The sequence below is a fragment of the Streptomyces sp. bgisy027 genome, assembly GCF_057710365.1.
Map to the genome: position 1 here is coordinate 11,141 of NZ_JBYIVZ010000020.1, position 16,200 is coordinate 27,340.

The 16,200-nt window shown below is 70.0% G+C and carries 13 protein-coding genes and 1 pseudogene; 7 read left to right on the forward strand and 7 right to left on the reverse strand.

Going from position 1 to position 16,200, the window contains the following annotated elements:
* Window positions 1–2 precede the first annotated feature (2 nt).
* From AC3ETA_RS21465 to AC3ETA_RS21485, 5 genes are read right to left on the reverse strand one after another with little or no spacing between them, the layout of a single operon-like run.
* Window positions 3–851, reverse strand: coding sequence for a TatD family hydrolase (locus AC3ETA_RS21465; protein ID WP_432194529.1), 849 nt, complete (start codon window positions 849–851; stop codon window positions 3–5).
* Window positions 851–1,465, reverse strand: coding sequence for an EboA domain-containing protein (locus AC3ETA_RS21470; RefSeq protein WP_384779293.1), 615 nt, complete (start codon window positions 1,463–1,465; stop codon window positions 851–853). The genes AC3ETA_RS21465 and AC3ETA_RS21470 overlap by 1 nt, the downstream gene beginning before the upstream one ends.
* Window positions 1,462–2,322 carry a sugar phosphate isomerase/epimerase family protein gene (locus AC3ETA_RS21475; protein ID WP_432194530.1) on the reverse strand — a complete coding sequence of 287 codons (861 nt, stop codon included), beginning with the start codon at window positions 2,320–2,322 and terminating at the stop codon, window positions 1,462–1,464. Before AC3ETA_RS21475 ends, AC3ETA_RS21470 begins: the two co-directional genes overlap by 4 nt.
* A complete protein-coding gene (locus AC3ETA_RS21480; RefSeq protein WP_432194531.1) occupies window positions 2,319–3,206 on the reverse strand; it encodes an SCO3242 family prenyltransferase in 888 nt (295 codons plus the stop codon). The genes AC3ETA_RS21475 and AC3ETA_RS21480 overlap by 4 nt, the downstream gene beginning before the upstream one ends.
* Window positions 3,203–4,336 (reverse strand): inositol-3-phosphate synthase, encoded by a 1,134-nt coding sequence (locus AC3ETA_RS21485; protein WP_432194532.1) that lies wholly within the window; start codon window positions 4,334–4,336, stop codon window positions 3,203–3,205. Before AC3ETA_RS21485 ends, AC3ETA_RS21480 begins: the two co-directional genes overlap by 4 nt.
* Before the next feature lie 450 nt (window positions 4,337–4,786).
* Here AC3ETA_RS21485 and AC3ETA_RS21490 point away from each other — a divergent pair, with 450 nt between their 5' ends.
* The 6 genes from AC3ETA_RS21490 to AC3ETA_RS21515 all read left to right on the forward strand — a co-directional run bounded on the left by AC3ETA_RS21490 (window position 4,787) and on the right by AC3ETA_RS21515 (window position 12,122).
* Window positions 4,787–5,962, forward strand: a complete 1,176-nt coding sequence (locus tag AC3ETA_RS21490) for an ROK family transcriptional regulator (RefSeq protein ID WP_432194637.1) — start codon at window positions 4,787–4,789, stop codon at window positions 5,960–5,962.
* Between the two features lie 228 nt (window positions 5,963–6,190).
* Window positions 6,191–7,750, forward strand: coding sequence for a sugar ABC transporter ATP-binding protein (locus AC3ETA_RS21495; RefSeq protein ID WP_432194533.1), 1,560 nt, complete (start codon window positions 6,191–6,193; stop codon window positions 7,748–7,750).
* The gene (locus AC3ETA_RS21500; RefSeq protein ID WP_432194534.1) at window positions 7,747–8,757 is read left to right on the forward strand and encodes an ABC transporter permease; all 1,011 of its coding nucleotides are present in this window, start codon (window positions 7,747–7,749) and stop codon (window positions 8,755–8,757) included. The genes AC3ETA_RS21495 and AC3ETA_RS21500 overlap by 4 nt, the downstream gene beginning before the upstream one ends.
* A 24-nt stretch (window positions 8,758–8,781) precedes the next feature.
* The gene (locus AC3ETA_RS21505; RefSeq protein ID WP_384779274.1) at window positions 8,782–9,828 is read left to right on the forward strand and encodes a substrate-binding domain-containing protein; all 1,047 of its coding nucleotides are present in this window, start codon (window positions 8,782–8,784) and stop codon (window positions 9,826–9,828) included.
* Between the two features lie 90 nt (window positions 9,829–9,918).
* Window positions 9,919–11,106: a Gfo/Idh/MocA family protein gene (locus AC3ETA_RS21510; protein WP_432194535.1), complete on the forward strand. Its 1,188-nt coding sequence runs from the start codon at window positions 9,919–9,921 to the stop codon at window positions 11,104–11,106.
* A gap of 11 nt (window positions 11,107–11,117) precedes the next feature.
* Window positions 11,118–12,122, forward strand: a complete 1,005-nt coding sequence (locus AC3ETA_RS21515) for a sugar phosphate isomerase/epimerase family protein (RefSeq protein WP_432194536.1) — start codon at window positions 11,118–11,120, stop codon at window positions 12,120–12,122.
* 242 nt (window positions 12,123–12,364) lie between these two features.
* Here AC3ETA_RS21515 and AC3ETA_RS21520 read toward each other — a convergent pair.
* Together AC3ETA_RS21520 and AC3ETA_RS21525 are read right to left on the reverse strand one after the other, a co-directional pair.
* A pseudogene (locus AC3ETA_RS21520) lies at window positions 12,365–12,699 on the reverse strand (sigma factor-like helix-turn-helix DNA-binding protein); the annotation flags it as partial.
* Between the two features lie 92 nt (window positions 12,700–12,791).
* The gene (locus AC3ETA_RS21525; RefSeq protein WP_432194537.1) at window positions 12,792–14,918 is read right to left on the reverse strand and encodes an amylo-alpha-1,6-glucosidase; all 2,127 of its coding nucleotides are present in this window, start codon (window positions 14,916–14,918) and stop codon (window positions 12,792–12,794) included.
* Window positions 14,919–15,039: 121 nt separating this feature from the next.
* Between AC3ETA_RS21525 and AC3ETA_RS21530 the strand changes: the two genes are divergently transcribed.
* Entirely contained in the window at window positions 15,040–16,104 is a 1,065-nt protein-coding gene (locus AC3ETA_RS21530; protein WP_432194538.1) for a LacI family DNA-binding transcriptional regulator, read from the forward strand.
* Window positions 16,105–16,200 lie beyond the last annotated feature (96 nt).

Sequence of the window (16,200 nt, forward strand, 5' to 3'; positions counted from 1 at the left end):
GGTCACTCCCCGCCTCTGAGTACGGAGTTGCCCTCGTGCGTGGCGTCGGTTGCCTGGACGTCGAGGGCGAGGCGGCCGCTTTGCCCGTAGAAGGCGACGGGGTTGCGCCACAGCACCCGGTCGACCTCGTCCTCGGTGAAGCCCTCGGCCAGCATCAGGTCGCCGACCCTGCGGGTCTTGAGAGGATCGCTCCGTCCCCAGTCGGCGGCGGAGTTCACCAGCACCTGCTCGGGCCCGTATTCGCGCAGGATCGCGACCATCCGTTCCTCGTCCATCTTGGTGTCGGGATAGACGGAAAAGCCGAGCCAGCAGCCGCTGTCCTTGGCCTCCTTGACGGTGGTCTCGTTGAGGTGGTCGACCAGGACGTGGTCCGCGGGCAGGGCCGACTCCCGGACGACGTCGAGGGTGCGGCGCAGACCCGCCAGCTTGTCGCGGTGCGGGGTGTGCACGAGTGCGGGCAGGCCGTACTCGGCGGCGAGCGCGAGCTGGGCAGCGAGGGCGGCGTCCTCGGCGGGGGTCATCGAGTCGTAGCCGATCTCACCGACGGCGACGACCTGGTCCTTGACCAGATACCGGGGCAGCTCGGCAAGGACGGGTAGGCAGCGCGGGTCGTTCGCCTCCTTGGGGTTGAGGGCGAGCGTGCAGTGGTAGGCGATGCCGTGCTGCGCGGCCCGGAAGGGCTCCCAGCCGAGAAGGGAGTCGAAATAGTCGAGAAAGGAGGCCGGCGAGGTGCGGGGCTGGCCCAGCCAGAAGGAGGGCTCGACGACGGCACGGACGCCGGCGGCGTGCATGGCCTCGTAGTCGTCGGTGGTCCTGGACGTCATATGGATGTGCGGGTCGAAGATGCGCATCAGGACTCCTGGGTGGCGAGGCGCAGGGCGCGCTGGAGGTCGGTCGACACGGGACGGCCCGCCGCGGTGCGTTCGGCGGCGTAGTCGGTGAGCATCCGTGCCAGTTCTGCGTCCCCGGCCGCCCGGCGTTCGAGGTCGGTCACCGCGTTCAGGGGCACGCCGGTGAACAGGCATTTCAGTACGGCGTGCCGCCAGGCGTGGGCGCCCAGGTGCTCGCCGGCGTACGGGCCTACGGCGATCGCGACGAGCCGGGTGTCGTTGGTGCGCAGCGCGTCCTCGATCAAGGGGAGCGCGTCGGCGGGGGTCAGGTGCGGGAGATGGGGCAGGACGCGGAGGACGGCGCGGCGTTCGGCGGCCGTGCCGCGCGTGTACAGCCGGGCGAGGGCGGAGGGGGCCGGCTGGACCGCGTGCAGGAGGAGGACGCGGGCGTCGTCCTCGGCACCCCGACAATGCCGGCCCGCCTCCGCGAACCGCGCCTCCCAGACCGGCAGCGAGTGCCGGAAACCGTCCTGATCGACGGCCGCGTCGAGCACGGCCTGGGCCAGCCAGGCGCGGACCGGAGAGTCGAGGCTCTCCCACAGCTCTATGAGGCCGTTGGCCTGCGGAGTGGTCATGCGTGTGCTCCTTTCTCAAGGCCACGCAGGTAGTGGAGGGAGCTCTTGGCGAGGCTCGGCCCTGCGTGCGAGTGGCGGGGCAGCTCCACGCTGATCAGGCCCGGGTAGCCGTCGTGGGTGAGGTCGGCGAGGGCGTCGAGGACGGGCGGGAAGTCGATCTCGCCTGCCCCGAACGGGAGATGCTCGTGGATGCCCCGCCGCATGTCCTCGATCTGCACATGGCGCACCCAGGGCGCCGCGCTGCGGACGCAGTCGGCGGGCGAGGCGCGTTCCAGGCACTGGCAGTGGCCGATGTCGAGGGTCAGGCCGAGCGCGTCGGGCCTGCCGAGCAGGTGGCGCAGGTGGTGGAAGTCGGCGAGGGTGGCGAGGAGATGGCCGGGCTCGGGCTCCACGGCGAGCGGCATGCCCAGGCCGGTGGCGGTGTAGAGGACAATCGACAGCTCGTCGGTGAGCCACTTCCACGCGCTGTCCGGATCGACGCCGTCAGGGAGGACGCCGCTGAAGCAGTGCACCGCGTGCGCTCCGAGGTCGGCGGCGATCTGGACGGCACGCATCAGCATGCGGACCCGGGCCGCGCGTCCCTCCGGGTCGGGGTCGAGCAGCGAGGGGCCGTGCTTGCGGCGCGCGTCGAGGATGTACCGGGCGCCGGTCTCGATCGTCACCGACAGCTCGAGGGTGCGCAGAGTGCGGGCCAGTCGGCCAACCCGGTCGGAGAGGTCCGGCGCCATGGGGTCGAGGTGCATGTGGTCGAGCGTGAGGGCGACGCCGTCGTAGCCGAGATCAGCGAGGAGGAAGAGGGCGTCGTCCAGGCGCAGGTCGGTGAGGCCGTTGGTGCCGTAGGCCAGGCGCAGGGTCATGTAGGGCTCACCTTCCGAGAGATACGGCGTGCCAGTGGTGCCAGTGCCATCAGTGCCGCGCCGCATGCGGGGGCGCCGGCGCGGGCCGCGAGGGCGGCCTGGAGCGGGATGAGTGACCTGATGCCGCCGCCCACGGCGCGTTGTGTGAGGTCCGGGGAGGGGTTGAGGGCGGCGTGGAGGTAGGGCCGGGCGGCAGTGGCGCCGTACAGAGCTGCGAAGGTCGGGGCGGCGAGGTCGCGGACCAGTCGCGTGCCCGGGGCCCCGTCCACTCGCCTGAATGCAAGTGCCGTAAAGATGACGGCACTTGTTGCCAGTGCGGCCATCGGAGCCAGGCCGGAGCCGCCGGTGGTCTCGTTGCGGGCGACACGAGTCACCGCGTAGGTGTGGGCAGCAAGTGCCGCCGAGGACAGCGTCACGGCGGGGCGGAGAGGCCTCGCCCCGGTCGCCACCGCGCCGAGCAGCAGGTCCAAGCCGCGGGCGGCGCCCATGGCGACGGCGCCCGCGGGGGTGTGCTTGAGCTTCAGGTCGTACGCCCAGACGGTTGCGGCCAGGATGCCTGCGACCGCCGCCGCGGGGCGCCCCGCCCGGGCCGCGAGGGCCAGGCCGACTGTGGTCAGCCCGGCCGCCGCACCCATGGCGGCGGCCGGGTGGATACGACCCGACGGCAGCGGCCGGTCGGGGCGTTCGCGCGCGTCCTCGTCCTGGTCCGCCCAGTCGTTCAGGGCCATGCCCGCCTCGTAGAGGCACAGGGAACAGCCGATGGCGAGCGCCGTGCGCCGGTCGGCTCGCACGCCCGCGGCCGCCGCCCCGGCGAGTGCGTCGCCGGGGACGGTGAACAGTGCCGAGACGCGCAGGAGTTGGACCCAGTCACGTGCCGCGCTCACGCCTTCGCCACCCGCAGCCGGACAGCGAGGACGAGCAGCGCGGCGTACTGCGCGGCCAGCGACGACGGCGCCCCCGGATCGGGGTCCTTGAAGTAGAACCCCAGCTCGGGGAGCGGGCCGGTGAGCCCCACTTCGTGCGCCCGGGCGACAATCCGGGCGAGGTCGAGGACCAGCGGTGCCGCGAGGGCGGAGTCGCATCCCTGCCAGATGGTCTGCAGGACCATCCGCGTGCCGAGGAATCCCTCGAAGGCGATGTGGTCCCAGGCCGTCTTCCAGTCCCCCATCGACGGTACGTCGTCGATGTGCACCACTCCCTCGGGGACGGTACCGAGGGTGTCGGCGAGGACCCGTTCCTTGCCGGCGTTCTTCGCGGCGGCCGCGTCCGGGTCGGCGAGCGCCGCGCCGTCTCCCCCGCCGAGCAGGTTGGCGCCGGACCACGAACGTACGGTGAGCGCGCGCTGGGCGAACATCGGGCCGAGCACGGAACGCAGCAGGGTCTGCCCGGTCTTGCCGTCCCGCCCGGCGACCGGCACCTCGTACGGACCGTGCAGCGCCGGATGCTGCAGTCCGGTTGACGGGGTGAAGTTCACGTATGCGGCCTGGGCGCGCAGCGCGGCAGCAGCGTACAGCGAGCTGGCGGGCAGCCTGTCGTCTCCCGCGCGGGGCGCCGATTCGGTGGATGCGACGTTGACCACGACGCATCGGGCGAGGTTGTTGCGCATACGGAACGAGGCGATGTCCTCGGCGAAGGCGCTGATCAGTTCATGGTCGTCGCGCAGGTCGTCGACGAGGGGGCCGCCGGTCCGTATCTCCGCGTCGGCCGCGGCGAGTTCGGCGCGCACCGCGTGCGGCAGATCGTGCGGCAGGACTCCCTGGGCGGCGAGCTGCTCGGCGCGCTTCGGCAGGGGGCAGGCCGCGACGTCGTGGCCGCCGAAGACCAGGGACGGCAGATCCGGCAGGCTGCAGTCGGCGAAGGGCGGAGTGTGGGTGACCATGCCTACGGCCGGTTGGAGCCCCGCCGCGACGGCCGCGCACCCGGCGACCACCGTGGTGGCGACCGAGCCGCGGGCTCCTATCAGCCAGATTCCCGTACGTGGCGCTGCCAGTGCGGATGTCGATGATGTCGCCACGACCGCCTCCCTGCCGTTGTCTCTCGTCGCGTCATGCGTGTGAGGGGTGGACGGCCCGTGCCGGGGGCGTGAGTTGCCACCCCGGCACGGGCCCGTCTTTGAGGCCCCGTGTCCCGCCACGAGGGCCTTTCGTGCAAGTTCGTCGGAAACCTAGCCCTCTTTCGCGCGTCTTGAAAGAGCTTACGCAGAAGAATTCTTGACTTTCATCGCCAGAGAACAAAAGTTCCCCGCTCCCTGCCTGGGGCGACCGCAGCACCCGCCATCCATCCCGCCCCGTTACCGGTTCGTTGCTCGCAACCCTCGCCACAGCATGCCCTTTGTCTTCTGACAATCAGAAGTAGTCGAAGATCTTGACCTAAGTTCTTTCCAGAACCGTCAGAGCACTGCTAAGTTCCACCGCTGAAGACACCGAAGCTAGAAGGCATGCGGAGGGAGGGCGACGTGAGACGCATGACGGCACGGCCCGCTAACGCACATCAGGCGCACATACTCAGGCTGTTGCGCGACGAAGGCCCCAACTCGCGTGCACAGCTGAGCGAGTTCGTGGACCTGTCCCGCTCCAAGCTCGCCGTCGAGGTGGACCGGCTTATGGAGATCGGGCTCGTGGCGAACAACGGCCTCGCCGCCTCCAGGGGCGGACGCCGGTCGCACAACATCCGGCTCGCGCCCGAACTCCGCTTCCTGGGCGTCGACATCGGCGCCACCTCGGCGGATGTCGCCGTCACCAACGGGGAATTGGAGGTTCTCGGCCATCTGAGCAAGCAGGTCGACGTGCGGGACGGCCCCGTCGCGGTCTTCGAGCACGTCCTCGACATGGCCGGCAAGTTGAGGGCTGCCGGCATCGCCGAGGGCTTCGACGGGGCCGGGGTCGGCATCCCCGGGCCGGTGCGGTTCCCCGAGGGCATCCCGGTCGCGCCACCGCTCATGCCGGGCTGGGACAACTTCCCCGTCCGCGAGGCCCTCAGCCAGGACCTCGGTTGCCCGGTCATGGTCGACAACGACGCGAACCTGATGGCCCTCGGGGAACAGCACACAGGTGTGGCCAAGAACGTCAAGGACTTCCTCTGCCTGAAGATCGGCACCGGCATCGGCTGCGGCATCGTGGTCAACGGCGAGGTCTACCGCGGGGTGACCGGGAGCGCCGGCGACATCGGCCACATCCAGGTCGATCCCGACGGCCATCCCTGTGCCTGCGGCAACACCGGCTGCCTGGAAGCCCACTTCAGCGGTGCGGCGCTCGCCCGCGACGCGCTCATGGAGTCCGGGCACCCGGGTGAACTCGCCGACCGGCTGGCCGCATCGGGCACGCTCACCGGGGCCGACGTCGCCGCGGCAGCCGCGGCCGGTGATCCTGCGGCCGGTGATCTCATCCGGCAGGGCGGCGGCCACGTCGGGCAGGTCATCGCCGGGCTGGTGTCGTTCTTCAACCCGGGCTTGGTGGTCGTCGGCGGTGGAGTGACCGGTCTCGGCCACTCGCTGCTGGCCGCCATCCGCACCCAGGTCTACCGCAGGTCCCTTCCCCTGGCCACCGGCAGCCTTCCCATCGTCCTCAGCGAGCTCGGCCCCCAGGCCGGCGTCGTCGGCGCGGCCCGGCTCATCACCGAACGCGTCTTTTCCCCGGCGTGACCCCCAAGGCCCGCCCCACCGTCTCAGTTCCCCGCCGACGGTGGGGCGCCTGAACCCGCCCGCCCCGGCGTCGAAAGCGCTCGCCAAGAGCCCACGCCGAGGGCGGCGGTTACGGCCCCGCCCCACCCGAGCGGTCTCCGCACCGCGCACCGACCGACACCCGCATCCCACAGCGCGGGAAACACAGCGCCACGCCCTTGAACGACCACGGAACCGAGGAACCGTCCCATGCCGCCATCACCCCCCGACACTCCAACAGCCGACTCCCCTGCGCCGCTGCTCAGGATGACCGGGATCACCAAGTCCTTCCCCGGCGTCCGCGCTCTGGCCGGCGTCGACCTGACGGTCGTCGCGGGCGAAGTGCACTGTCTCCTCGGCCAGAACGGTGCGGGAAAGTCCACCCTCATCAAGGTCCTGGCCGGCGCCCATCAGCCCGACGGCGGCGAGATCGTCTGGCAGGGGCAGCCCACCCGGCTGAAGTCCCCCATCGACGCCATGCGGCTCGGCATCGCGACCATCTACCAGGAACTCGACCTCGTCGAGCATCTCTCCGTGGCCGAGAACATCAGCCTCGGCCATGAACCGACCCACGCCGGATTCGTCGTACGCACCCGGCTCGCCCGCCAGCGCGCCGCCGCCCTCCTGAACCGGCTCGGCCACACGGAGATCGACCCCGCCGCCCCCGTCGCCGAACTCTCCGCCGCACAGCAGCAGATCGTCTCGATGGCCCGCGCCCTGTCCCACGACGCGCGGCTGATCGTCATGGACGAGCCATCGGCCGCACTCGACCCGGATGAGGTGCGCAATCTCTTCCGCACCGTGGACACCCTGACGAGTGAGGGCGTCGCCATCATCTACATCTCCCACCGGTTGGAGGAGATCCGCACGATCGGCGACCGAGTTACCGTCCTCAAGGACGGCCGGTCAGTCGCCGACGGCTTGCCGACCCGGTCCACGCCCACGCCCGGCATCGTCGCCCTCATGACGGGTCGCACCGTCGAGCACGTCTTCCCCTACTCCCCGCGTGCGGCCAATCCGGTCACCTCCGCCGTGCCGCCCGTGCTGAAAGTGGAAGAGCTCAGCCGCCATGGGGAGTTCGAGCCGCTCGACCTTGAGGTCCGCCCGGGGGAGATCGTGGGGTTGGCCGGACTGGTGGGGTCCGGGCGGTCCGAGATCCTGGAGACCATCTTCGGTGCCCGTCAGCCCACGACAGGCCGGGTGTTCGTGGACGGCGAGGAGGTGCGGCCCGGCAACGTCCGTGCCGCGGTGCGCGCCGGCATCGGGCTCGCTCCCGAAGAGCGCAAGGCACAGGCCCTGCTGATGCTGGAGTCCGTCACCCGCAACGTCTCCATCTCCACCCTCGGCCGGTTCTCCCGACTCGGCTGGATCGACCGGGCCGCTGAGCGTGCCTCGGCACAGCAGGTCACCCGCGACCTGGTGCTCCACCCGGACAACCCGGACGCCCAGGTCAAGAACTTCTCCGGCGGCAACCAGCAGAAGGCCGTCCTGGCGCGCTGGCTGCTGAGGGGGTGCCGCGTCCTGCTCCTGGACGAACCCACCCGTGGCGTCGACATCGGGGCCCGCGTCGAGCTGTACACGGTGATCCGGCGGCTGGCGGACGAAGGGATGGCCGTCGTCGTGGTCTCCAGCGAGATCCCCGAGGTTCTCGGCCTCGCCGACCGCGCCCTCGTGCTCCGTGAGGGCCACGTCGTCCACCGCGCGCCCGTCGACCAACTGGACGAACACCGCGTACTCGATCTCGTACTCGAAGGGAACAACGCATCATGACGCAGTCCGCGGCCGCCCCCGCGGCCGAGAAGCCCGCTCCCGCCGCGCCGCCGCCACGCAGACCCGCTCTCGGCCTCCGGCTCGATGTCCGCACTCTGTCGCTGCTGGGTGTGCTGGCGATCCTCGTGCTCGTGGGCGGCGTCACCAAGCCGGACGAGTTCTTGGCTGTGAGCAACCTTCAACTCGTGCTCACCCAGGCCTCGGTGATCGGTGTCGTCACGGTCGGCATGACCTTGGTGATCATCAGTGGTGGCATCGACCTGTCCGTCGGCGCGATCGTGGCGCTCGCCTCGGTATGGGCGACCACGGTCGCCACCCAGGAGTTCGGATTCACCGGCGTCCTGTTCACCGCGGTCCTGGTCGGTGTGGGCTGTGGCCTGGTCAACGGCGTGCTGATCGCCTACGGCCGGATGGTGCCGTTCATCGCCACCCTCGCCATGTTCGCCTCGGCCCGCGGCCTCGCCCTGCAGATCACCGATGGCAGCACCCAGGTCGTCACCATCCCCGAGATCCTCGATCTGGGCGAGAAGGACGCCTACATCCTCGGGGTGCCACCGCTCGTGATCGTCTTCGCGGTCGTCGTCGTCGTCGGCTGGCTGCTGCTCAACCGGACAACGTTCGGACGACGCACCGTCGCCATCGGCGGCAACCCCGAAGCTGCCCGGCTCGCCGGCATCGACGTCCGCCGCCAGCGCCTCTACCTCTACCTGCTGTCCGGACTGTGCTGCGGCATCGCCGCCTTCATGCTCATCATCCTGTCCGGCTCCGGCCAGAACACCAACGGCAACCTCTACGAACTCGACGCCATCGCCGCGGCCATCATCGGCGGCACCCTGCTCAGCGGCGGCCGCGGCACCATCACCGGCTCCGTGCTCGGCGTCCTGATCTTTACCACCATCACCAACATCTTCGCTCTCAACAACCTCGAAACCGCGACCCAGCAGATCGCCAAGGGCGCCATCATCGTCGCCGCCGTCCTCATCCAACGCCGCACCGCCCACGAGTAAAGCGCCAGCCAAGGAGACACGAACATGGCTCAGCAAGTCGACCCCATCCGCAGAAGGCTGCTCTTCGGCACCGCCGCCGTGTCGGCAGGCGCGCTGCTCACCGCCTGCACCTCCAACGACTCCGGCTCCGACGACGGCTCGGCCGAACAGGCCCCCGTCGCCGACGACAAGCCCGGCAAGCACGTCACCATCGGCTTCGCCGGACCCCAGGCCGACCACGGCTGGCTCAACGCCATCAACGTCAACGCCCGTGATCGTGCCAAGAAGTACAAGGACGTCTCGCTGGAGATCACTGAGGGCTCCAACGACACCGCCGCCCAGATCGGCCAGATCGAGACGCTGATCAACAAGAAGGTCGACGTCCTGGTGATCCTGCCCGCCGACGGCAAGGCCCTCACGCAGGTCGGCCTGAAGGCAATGCGCGCGAACATCCCGGTCATCAACCTCGACCGCGTCTTCAACACCCCGCAGGCGTACCGCTGCTGGATCGGCGGCGACAACTACGGCATGGGCCTCAACGCCGGCCACTACATCGGCGAACAGCTCAAGGACAAGCAGAACGCCAAGGTCGTCGAACTCGCGGGAATGGACACGCTGGAGCTGACCCAGCAGCGCACCAAGGGCTTCGACGACGCCCTGAAGAACTACCCCAACATCAAGAAAGTGGCCCGCCAGGCGGCGGAGTTCACCGTCGAGTCCGGCCAGTCGAAGATGGCGTCACTGCTCCAGGCCAACAAGCAGTTCGACGCGCTGTGGAACCACGACGACGACCAGGGCGTCGGCGCCCTGCGCGCGATCGAGCAGGCCGGGCGGGACGAGTTCTTCATGGTCGGCGGCGCGGGGGCCCTCTCCGCCTTCCAGGCCATCAAGCAGGACAGCGGAGTGCTCAAGGCGACGGTCCTGTACCCGCCGACCATGGCCGCCTCCGCCATCGACCTGGCACGCGCGCTGGGCCAGAGCAAGGGCCTGGGTGGCATGGCGGAGTTCGAGATCCCCTCGTCCATCACCCTGTACTCGGCCGTCGTCGACAAGGCCAACGTCGACCAGTACATGGCGACCGGATTCAAGTAAACCGCTCCGGGGATTCCCCCCACCGTCGCCGAGGCCCGGGGCGGCGCGCCACACCACGCCGCCCCGGCCGCGTCAGGAGAACTCGCGCACATGACATCCCCGAACACGCAATCCGCCGTAACCCGGAAGCCGGTCCTCGGCATCGGCATGGTCGGCTACGCCTTCATGGGGGCCGTCCACTCCCAGGGCTGGCGCACGGCGGGCCGCGCCTTCGACCTGCCGTTCGAGCCGCAACTCACCGCGGTGTGCGGCCGGAACGAACAGGCGGCGCGGGCGGCCGCAGATCGGCTGGGCTGGGCGTCCGCCGAGACCGACTGGCGGGAGTTGATCGCACGCGACGACATCCACCTCGTCGACATCTGCACCCCCGGCGACAGCCACGCCGAGATCGCCGTCGCCGCGCTCGACGCCGGCAAACACGTGCTGTGCGAGAAGCCGCTGGCCAATACGGTCGCGGAAGCCGAGGCCATGGTCGCCGCGGCTGCGCGGAACCCGGGCCGCATCGCGATGGTCGGCTTCAACTACCGCCGCACACCCGCCATTTCACTGGCACAGGCCCTCATCGAAGCGGGCCGGCTCGGCACACTCCGGCACATCCGCCTGACCTATCTCCAGGACTGGCTCGTCGACCCCGACTTCCCGCTCACGTGGCGACTGCGGCGGGAGACGGCCGGCTCCGGCGCGCTCGGAGATCTGGGATCGCACGTCGTCGACCTCGCCCAGTTCCTGACGGGCGAGCCATTGATCGGGGTTACCGGGCAGACCGAGACGTTCGTCCCCGAGCGCCCCCTCACACCAGGCCCCGGAGGTGACCGGGGCCAGGTCACCGTTGACGACGCCGCCCTGTTCACCGGCCGTTTCCCGTCCGGCGCACTCGCCTCGTTCGAGGCCAGCCGCTTCGCCCATGGCCGCAAGAACGCGCTGCGGTTCGAAGTCAACGGCGTGCGCGGCTCGTTGGCCTTCGACCTGGAGCGCCTCAACGAACTGCACTTCTTCGACGGCACCGCCCCCGCCCCCGAGGCCGGCTTCCGCCGCATCCTGGTCACCGAGCCCGAGCACCCCTACCTCGCCGGCTGGTGGCCTCCCGGTCATGGTCTCGGCTATGAGCACACGTTCGTCCACCAGGCCCATGACCTTGTGCACGCCATCGCCGACGGAACCCAGCCTTCCCCATCCTTCGCCGACGGTCTCCAGGTACAGCGCGTGCTCGCCGCTGTCGAGGAGAGCGCGTCCAAGGACAGCACGTACACCCCCGTCTTCACCACCGACCACGAATAAGGACGTGTGTCATGACCCACCGTTTCACGCTCTTCACCGGCCAGTGGGCGGACCTGCCCCTGGAGGAGGTCTGCAAGATCGCCACGGATGCCGGATTCGACGGCCTGGAACTCGCCTGCTGGGGCGACCACTTCCAGGTGGACGAGGCCCTGACCGACCCGTCCTATCTGGAATCTCGTCGCCAACTCCTGGAGAAGTACGGCCTGAAGTGCTGGGCGGTCTCCAATCACCTGGTCGGCCAGGCCGTTTGTGACGCCATCATCGACGAGCGTCACGAGGCCATCCTCCCGCGCGAGGTGTGGGGTGACGGCGACCCCGAGGGCGTACGGCGACGGGCCGCCGACCGGATGAAGGACACCGCCCGCGCGGCGGCGGCCTTCGGCGTCGAGACGGTGGTCGGCTTCACCGGCTCCGCCATCTGGCACCTGGTCGCCATGTTCCCGCCCGCCACCGACGTCACGATCGAGCGCGGCTACCAGGACTTCGCCGACCGCTGGAACCCCATCCTCAACGTCTTCGACACCGAGGGCGTCCGGTTCGCCCACGAGGTCCACCCCAGCGAGATCGCCTACGACTACTGGACCACCGAACGGGCCCTGCAGGCCGTCGACCACCGGCCCAGCTTCGGCCTCAACTTCGACCCCTCCCACTTCGTCTGGCAGGACATCGACCCGGCGGGCTTCCTCTACGACTTCCGGGACCGCATCTACCACGTCGACTGCAAGGACGCCCGCAAGCGCCTCGACGGACGCAACAGCCGCCTCGGCTCCCATCTGCCCTGGGGCGACCCGCGCCGCGGCTGGGACTTCGTGTCGGTGGGCCGCGGCGACGTGCGCTGGGAGGACATCTTCCGCATGCTCCGCTTCATCGGGTTCGAGGGCCCCATCTCCGTCGAGTGGGAAGACGCCGGCATGGACCGCCTCCAGGGCGCCCCAGAGGCACTGGCCCACCTCAAGGCATACGACTTCAACCCGCCGTCGGCCTCGTTCGACGCGGCGTTCGGAGCAGCTCCCTGACAGGGCCCCGAAGGGCAAAGCGTTGGCAAAGCAGCGGGAGCGTGGGGCCGACTCACGCTCCTGACTCATTGAAGACACCGCCTGGAGGGAGCGGTACCCCGAACGGTCCCGACATCCCATCAGCACGAGCTCAGCGGGTGGCGGTGCACGCCCCCTCGACGGTCACTCCCTCCTCGACCGTCACCAAGCACCGCCACCCACCCTGCCCGTGCTGACGCGGACGCGTCGCTCCTGGCCTGTGACTACGGGCCAGGAGCGAAGCGCTGCCGTTTCTCCGCGGCATCCGCCAGCAATTCGACGAGGGCCGCGCGGGCCCGGGCCACACGGGAGCGGACGGTTCCGATGGGGCAGTCGCTCACCTCGGCCGCCTCCGCGTAGGGCATGCCCCATCAGCTGCGTGAGGACGAACGCCTCGCGGCGCTTGTCGGGCAGGGAGGCCAAGAGGTCGAGGAGGGCGACGCCGTCCTCGAAACCGGGCAGATCGCGTAACTGGCGGCGCTCGGCCACAAGTTGCCAGTCCCGGACGTCACGCATCACGCACACGCGGACGGGCCGCGGCACGCCGGTAGCTGCGAACAGAAGTTGGGACAGGGTGTCCGCTGTCCACGGCCTCCAGTGATCAATGACCATCCCGCAGCGTGGCGCCACGGGATGGCTGGGTGGTCGGCATCAGGGTGTGATCACTGTCAGCCCTTCCGGCGCGGTCACGTTCACTGTTCCATCGGCCGTGACTGTGACGTCCAGCTGGCCTCCGCCGACTTGGAGTCCTGTCACCGTGAGCGGTGCGTACGCCGAGGCGAAGCCGGGCGTCACGGTGACTGTTCCACCGGGGGCGTCCGCCTGGAGGCCGAGGGCGGCCTGGAGCACGAGGACCGAGGATGTGGCAGCCCACGCCTGGGGTCGGCAGGATGCCGGGTACGGGGCGGGGCGGGGACCGGCCTCGGTGCCGTGGCCGGCGAAGAGTTCGGGCAGACGGGCGTCGAAGGCGGTCGAGGCGGTCAGCAGACCCTGGGCCAGGGATGCGGCGGCGTCCGGGAAGCCGGCCCTGATCAGGCCGTGTACAGCGATGGCGGTGTCGTGGGGCCAGATGGAACCGGTGTGGTAGCCGTAGGGGTTGAAGCCCACCGAGTTACTGCTCAGCGTGCGCAGGCCGTGGCCCGCGTCCAGGTCGGGGCCAGTCAGCCGGGCAGCCAGTAGTGCGCTTTCCTCCTCGTTGAGCAGCCCCGTGCCGAGGAGGTGGCCGAAGCCCGAGGTCACCGCGTCCGCAGGTCGGCCGTCCCGGTCGAGGGCGACCGCCGGATATGGGCCGCTTTCGTCCTCCACCCAGAAGTGCTTGCGGAAGCGGTCGGCCAGTTGCTCGGCCCATTCCTCCCAATGGTCGGCCCCGGGGCGGCCGAAGGCACGCAGCAGCGACGCCCCGCCGCGTGCCGCCTCGTAGGCGTACGCCTGGACTTCACACAGCGCGATCGGCGCCGCGGCGAGGCGGCCGTCGCGGTGCCGGATGGAGTCACCTGAGTCCTTCCAGCCCTGGTTGGACAGGCCGTGGGGGCCGTGGGCGCCGTACTTGAGGAAGCCGTCGCCGCTCGCCTCCGCCTGGTTGCGCATCCAGGCGAGTGCCGACTCGGCGTGCGGCAGTAGCAGTTCGACCTCCCTGGGGGGCAGGCCCCAACGCCAGGCGTCATGGAGGAGGGTGACCCACAGGGAGGTGGCGTCGACGGTGCCGTAGTACACCGGCGGGAGGAGGGAGTCCGCGAACTGGAGGGTGTCCCGGCGTACTTCGTGCAGAATCTTGCCTGGCTGTTCCTCGGTGGCCGGGTCGGTGACGGCGCCCTGGCGGCGGGCGAGTGTGCGCAGAGTGCCGGCAGCAAGGTCGGTGCCGAGCGGGAGGAGCATGCGGGCGGCCCAGAGCGAGTCGCGACCGAAGAGGGTCAGGAACCAGGGGGCGCCGGCGGCCAGGAACTGGTCCGGCCGGTCCGGGTCAGAGGACTGCGGGTCCGCGAGGCGCAGGCGGTCCAGGTCGGCCAGTGACTGCTGGAGCCACCACTCGAGACGGCGGTCCGCACTGCGAACCACGGGAACACGCCAGGGCAGTTGGTCACCAGGCGGGGCCGGGAACTGGTCGCCGTCCGCATAGGCCGCGGTGCAGTTCAATGTCACGCTCCATGAAGCACCGGGCTGGAGATCGATGTCGTACGACAACTGCCCCGTCGGCACGTGGAGTGCGTCCGGGGCGGGCTCGCTGGCCAACTGGACGCTGAAGTCGCCGCTGCTCCAGGACAGTCCGACACCGTCGGTATCCGCGACCTGCGGCGTCACCGTCTCCAGCTCCTGGCCCGACTTGACCTGCTCCATGGTGGCGAGGTCGGTGCCGGCGGTCACCGTCAGCTGGAGGTGGACGTGCTCGGTGCCCGCGTTGGTGACCTCGAAGACCTCCTCCAGTCGGCCGGCCACCGTGCGACGAAGCCGGCGCAGAGCGACCGCGGGGTCCGCCGTCACCTCACCGAGGCCCCGCAGGATCGCGCGGAAATCCGCCCGGTCCGCTCCCCGCAATCCGCCGTGGACCGGCGCCAGGGCGATGCCCTCCGCTGCGACCGTCAGCCGGGACAGGGCTCGGCGGTCGCCGTGGTAGAAGCCGTCCGCGCCCCCGCTGAGCTGCCCGCTTTCCTGTGAGATCACCAGGCTCGGCGCGCACAGCGTGACGACGGCGTCATGCAGGAACGGCTGTAGTCCACCGACTGCAGAGACGGACTCTGTGACCGACCCGTTGGGGTCCTGAGTCTTGACAGTGATGTCCAATGGAGTAGAACCTCTCAGTGTTTTAGCGTTCCAAGGACACTAAGCCAGTCGTCAGAGTCCTGACAACGGTTTTGGAACGCTAAAACTGAATCCAAAACTCATCTGCAAGCCGGAGAGCCGCATGCCTCGCTCCAGCAAGAATTCCTCGGCCCAGGGCGGCCCGGTGACCCTCGCGACGGTCGCCGCCCGGGCCGGAGTCTCTGCGCAGACCGTGTCGAACGCGATCAACTCGCCGGACATACTGCGACCCGAGACCCTGGAGCGGGTCCGCCGCGCGATCGACGAAACGGGTTACCGCCCCAGCCGAGCCGCGCAGACACTACGCACCCGTTCCAGCAAGCTGATCGGCTACGGCATCCAGCCCACTCCGCCCGGTGCCGCGGGTGCGGTCATGGACCGCTTCCTGCACGCCCTGTCGCAGGCCGTTGACGAGGCCGGGTACCGGATCCTACTGTTCGCTTCCCCGCCCGACGGCCCAAGCCTGAAGGGCTACGAGGAACTGCTGGCCCAGCACGAGGTCGACGGCTTCGTGCTCAGCGGTACCGACCGCAGCGACCCGCGCCAAGCATGGCTGACCAAGCGGGGCGTGCCGTTCGTCGGCTTCGGCCGGATGTGGTCGGGGCGCCAGGTCGGCGACTGGGTCGACGTAGACGGCGCCTCGGGCACGGATGCCGCCGTCGAGCACCTGGTCGCCCTGGGGCATCGCAAGATCGCCTTCCTGGGCTGGGAACGTGGTTCCTCCGGCGCCGGTGACGACCGTGCGGAGGGCTGGCTGCGAGCGATGAAGCGGCACGGACTGCCGACCCGCGGGCGGCGCGGGCAGAGTGTGAACGACATCGACGCAGCCCGCGCCGCCGTGAAGCCGCTGCTGGACGCCGGCGCGACCGCGGTGATCGCGGCCAGCGACATGCTGGCCCTCGGCTGCTATCAGTCGCTGCGCGAGCGCCGCGTGCTGCCCGGCCGTGACGTGGCCGTCGTCGGCTTCGACGACTCACCGACCGCCGAGATCCTCTCCCCCGCCCTGACATCCGTCGCCCAGCCGCTGGAAGAAGTCGGTCAGGAATGCGTACGGCTGCTGCTGGCACGGATCGCCGCACCCGACGCACCGCCCGAGCGGATCCTGCTGCAACCGTCCCTGGTCATCCGCGACAGCAGCACCATCTCAACGTCCATCGCCGACGAGTAACCACCCCCGGCCACCCGTCCCCTCACCCCGAATCGTTCCGCCCTCCTCCACCCCCACATCCCTGGCGCACGCCTTCGTGTGCCCGGGCGGAGCCGC